5 protein-coding genes are annotated in these 3362 nt (G+C 71.2%); 3 read left to right on the top strand and 2 right to left on the bottom strand.

Annotated features, from left to right (window positions below; translation table 11 throughout):
* On the bottom strand, window positions 1-394 hold a 394-nt coding region (locus tag NBZ85_RS29200), incomplete at its 3' end, for an LLM class flavin-dependent oxidoreductase (RefSeq protein ID WP_261563171.1).
* 561 nt (window positions 395-955) lie between these two features.
* On the opposite strand from NBZ85_RS29200, the gene NBZ85_RS29195 reads away from it, so the two are divergent.
* Both NBZ85_RS29195 and NBZ85_RS29190 read left to right on the top strand, forming a co-directional pair.
* A complete protein-coding gene (locus NBZ85_RS29195; protein WP_261554458.1) occupies window positions 956-1735 on the top strand; it encodes a dienelactone hydrolase family protein in 780 nt (259 codons plus the stop codon).
* Between the two features lie 297 nt (window positions 1736-2032).
* Window positions 2033-2524: a beta-class carbonic anhydrase gene (locus NBZ85_RS29190; protein ID WP_261563169.1), complete on the top strand. Its 492-nt coding sequence runs from the start codon at window positions 2033-2035 to the stop codon at window positions 2522-2524.
* Window positions 2525-2528: 4 nt separating this feature from the next.
* On the opposite strand, the gene NBZ85_RS29185 is transcribed toward NBZ85_RS29190, so the two are convergent.
* The gene (locus NBZ85_RS29185) at window positions 2529-2939 is read right to left on the bottom strand and encodes a winged helix-turn-helix transcriptional regulator (protein ID WP_261554460.1); all 411 of its coding nucleotides are present in this window, start codon (window positions 2937-2939) and stop codon (window positions 2529-2531) included.
* Between the two features lie 120 nt (window positions 2940-3059).
* Here NBZ85_RS29185 and NBZ85_RS29180 point away from each other — a divergent pair.
* The coding region (locus NBZ85_RS29180) for an alcohol dehydrogenase catalytic domain-containing protein (protein ID WP_261563167.1) at window positions 3060-3362 on the top strand (303 nt) is incomplete at its 3' end.

The raw sequence follows: 3362 nt of genomic DNA, 5'->3' as shown, positions 1-3362 counted from the left end.
CCCGGACGCCGCCCCGCCCGGAGCTGACGTAGTCCAGCGTCGCGATGGCCTTGGAGATGTGGAAGGGCTCGGTGTGCCCGGCGATGATCGACGGGACGAGACCGATGCGCGAGGTCAGCGGGGCGACACGAGCGGCGATGAGCACGGCGTCGAGCCGGCCGCGGACCCGGTCGGTCCGGTCGTCCGGACCGTCGAACCGGTCCGACTGCAGGCCGAGGGAGTCCTCGATCGTGACGAAGTCGAGCAGGCCGCGCTCGGCCTCCTGGACCAGATCGGTCCAGTACCGGGCGTCAAGCAGTTCCGCGGTCCGCGCGCGTGGCTCCCGCCAGGCTGCCGGATGCCAGCCGGCCCCGTCCAGCGCGAGGGCGAGGTGCAGCGGCGGGCGGGGGGTCATCGGGCGCAATCCTGCACGGGGCGCAACGGGCACTCCTCGAATGATGGGAACCGGCTGACGGACGGCGGGCGCAGAGCGAGACCTGGCCTGGCCTCGGGGCTGCCGGGGACAGGACCTGGGCTGCAGGCGGAGGGACTGGGTGGCAGGCAGACGCACCCGACGGCCGTGAGCCGTGGCCGGCGGCGGGTCCGGTGGCGGACCCCGGTAGGCGGCCCCGACGATCGGGAGACGGCCGACCGCCGAGGTCAACGGATCCCGGCCCACCAGGGAATGCCGGGGTTACCTCCGCATCAACGACAGCGACTGGATTCGGCGCGTCCGAAATCGATGCAGCGGCGGCACGTCAACAGCGGCGAGGTGCGCACACTATTTACTCTGAGTAGGTCGGCTTTCCTCGGTCAAGAGCAGATGCTGTGATGTACAGCACAGAGTGTTCTACCATGATAATTCGCAGGCGTTCCGCTTCCGCCGCGACGGCCGCCCCAGGATCACCATCCCCGCGAACGCCGCGAAGCGCGGTACGGTGTCGCCCGCGCGGCCGGCGGACGAGGGGTGGGCATCGTGAGCACGGTCGATTTGTCGGGATTAGCCGACATTCTCAGCATCTCCCCGGGTCTCAGCGGATACCTGGCCCGACCAGCCACCAGGGACCCGGTCCCGACCGCGGTCGGCGCACCGCCGGTGAAGGGACTCCCCCGGCCCGGCGTGATCGTCCTGCACGAGGCGTGGGGCCTGGACGAGACCGTGCGCGCGATCGCCGACCGCCTCGCCGACCTCGGGTACCTCGCCCTGGCCCCGGACCTGTTCAGCGCCGGCGGCGCCCACCGCTGCCTGGTCGCGACGGTGCGGGCGATGACCTCTGGACGCGGCCGGGCGTTCGACGACATCGAGGCCGCACGGCGGTGGCTGACCGCCTTACCGGCGTGCAACGGAAAGGTGGGCGTGATCGGCTTCTGCCTCGGCGGCGGCCTCGCCCTGCTCAGCGCAGGCCGGGGCTTCGAGGTCGCCGCGGTCAACTACGGACCACTTCCACGTGAGCTCGACGCCTCGCTGCGGACGGCGTGCCCGGTGGTGGCCAGCTACGGCGGCCGGGACCACATCCTGCGCGGCGCCGCCGGCCGGCTTTCCGCGGCGTTGGATCGGGCCGGCGTCCCGCACGACGTCAAGGAGTATCCGACGGCCGGGCATGCGTTCCTCAGTGCGCGACCCGACGGCAGCCCAAGCGGCCCGCGGGTCCTGCGCCCGGTGCTGCGCGCCGCCGGGATCGGCCCCGAACCGGTCGCCGCCGCCGATGCCTGGGTCCGGATCGAACGATTCCTCGCGGACTATCTCGGCCCCTGACCCCTGGCCCCTGGCCTTGCGGGGCGGTCGCGAGTCGGCTCCTCGCCGACCGGCCGGGCCGCATGGCCGGTGGGTTTGTTCAGTCCCGCCATGAAGATATGATGTGGGTCACTTACCCCTGCGGTGGCGGAGCCGTGTCCGCTGTGTTTCGGTTTGTACATGCCGGGGCGTGCGCCGAGGCGGGGGCAGATTGCGGTGCGTTTTGCGCGGTCTGAGCCCTGAGATCGTGCGCATCGCACCGCAACACGCTTCCCGCACATCCCGGCCGGCCGCCCGGAATCCGTCTGGAGCAACGACATGACTGTCACCGACGACCTACTCGGCAACGCCGCCCGGTACGCCCACGACTTCACCGCCGGGGACCTGCCGCTACCCCCGAAGCTGGGGGTCGCGGTCGTGGCGTGCATGGACGCCCGGCTGAACGTCTACGGCGTGCTGGGACTGACCGAGGGTGACGCGCATGTGATCCGCAACGCGGGCGGGGCGGTGACCGACGACGAGATCAGGTCGCTCGCCATCAGCCAGCGGCTGCTGGGGACCCGGGAGATCATCCTCATCCACCACACCGACTGCGGCATGCTCACGTTCACCGACGAGGCGTTCAAGGCGCAGATCGCCACTGAGACGGGCATCCGGCCGCCGTGGGCCGCCGAGACGTTCACGAACCTGGATGACGACGTCCGGCAGTCGATCGCCCGCATCACGGCCAGCCCGTTCATCCCGCACAAGGACGCGGCCCGCGGGTTCGTCTACTCGGTCGAGAAGGGCACCCTCGCCGAGGTGCGCTGAGCCCTCAGACCGGCGCCGCGGTGCGCAGGTCGTACGCCCGCTCGGCCGCGCGGATCGCGTCCACGTTGCTCTCGGCCCAGGTCTTGAGGGGCGTGATCAGGGGATAGAGGTCACGGCCGAGTGCCGTCAGCTCGTAGTCGACGCGGACGGGAACCGACGCGGTGACCCTCCTGTCGACCAACCCGCTGCGTTCCAACGTCCGCAGGGTCTGGGTGAGCATCTTCGGGCTGACCCCGGCGATCTCCGTCTTCAACTCGCCGTAGCGCCGCGGCCCCGCCGAGACCGCGGTCAGCACCAGGCCGACCCACTTGTCGCTGAGCATCTCGAATACCTTCCGAGAGGGGCAGGTCGCCATGAAGGCGTCGTAGGCCACTTTCGCCTCGGCCCGCCGCTGCGCGGCCGTCCTGGTGGCCATGGGGGTTCCTCCAGGGAACTAGGGAACTTTTAGGTAACTACTACCCGAAAGATACTCGCACTCGTAGCGTTCGGACGACCGCCGCGGCACCCGCCGCGGCACCGAACCGGAGGCATAGCAATGCGAGCGCTCACGATCCCGGCCTACGACGAGTCCAGCCCGCTGACCCTGACGGAGCTTCCGACACCGCACCCCGCCCCCGGGGAGGTCCGGGTCCGCGTCGAGGCCGCGGGGGTGAACCCGGTCGATCCCTTCATCCGGTCCGGCGGCTTCGCCGCGGTGTCCACCCAGCAGTCACCGCAGGTGGTGGCCGGCTGGGAGCTCGCGGGCGTGGTCGACGCGCTCGGGGCGGGGGTCACGGGCTGGCCGGTCGGCACGGCGGTCGTCGCGCTGATCGACTGGGTGGGCGCGCCGGGCGGGACC

The sequence above is a fragment of the Frankia tisae genome (assembly GCF_025403405.1).
Taxonomy (GTDB): domain Bacteria; phylum Actinomycetota; class Actinomycetes; order Frankiales; family Frankiaceae; genus Frankia; species Frankia tisai.
Note: the sequence above shows the minus strand (reverse complement) of the source record. Positions and strands in the feature narration are given on the sequence as shown.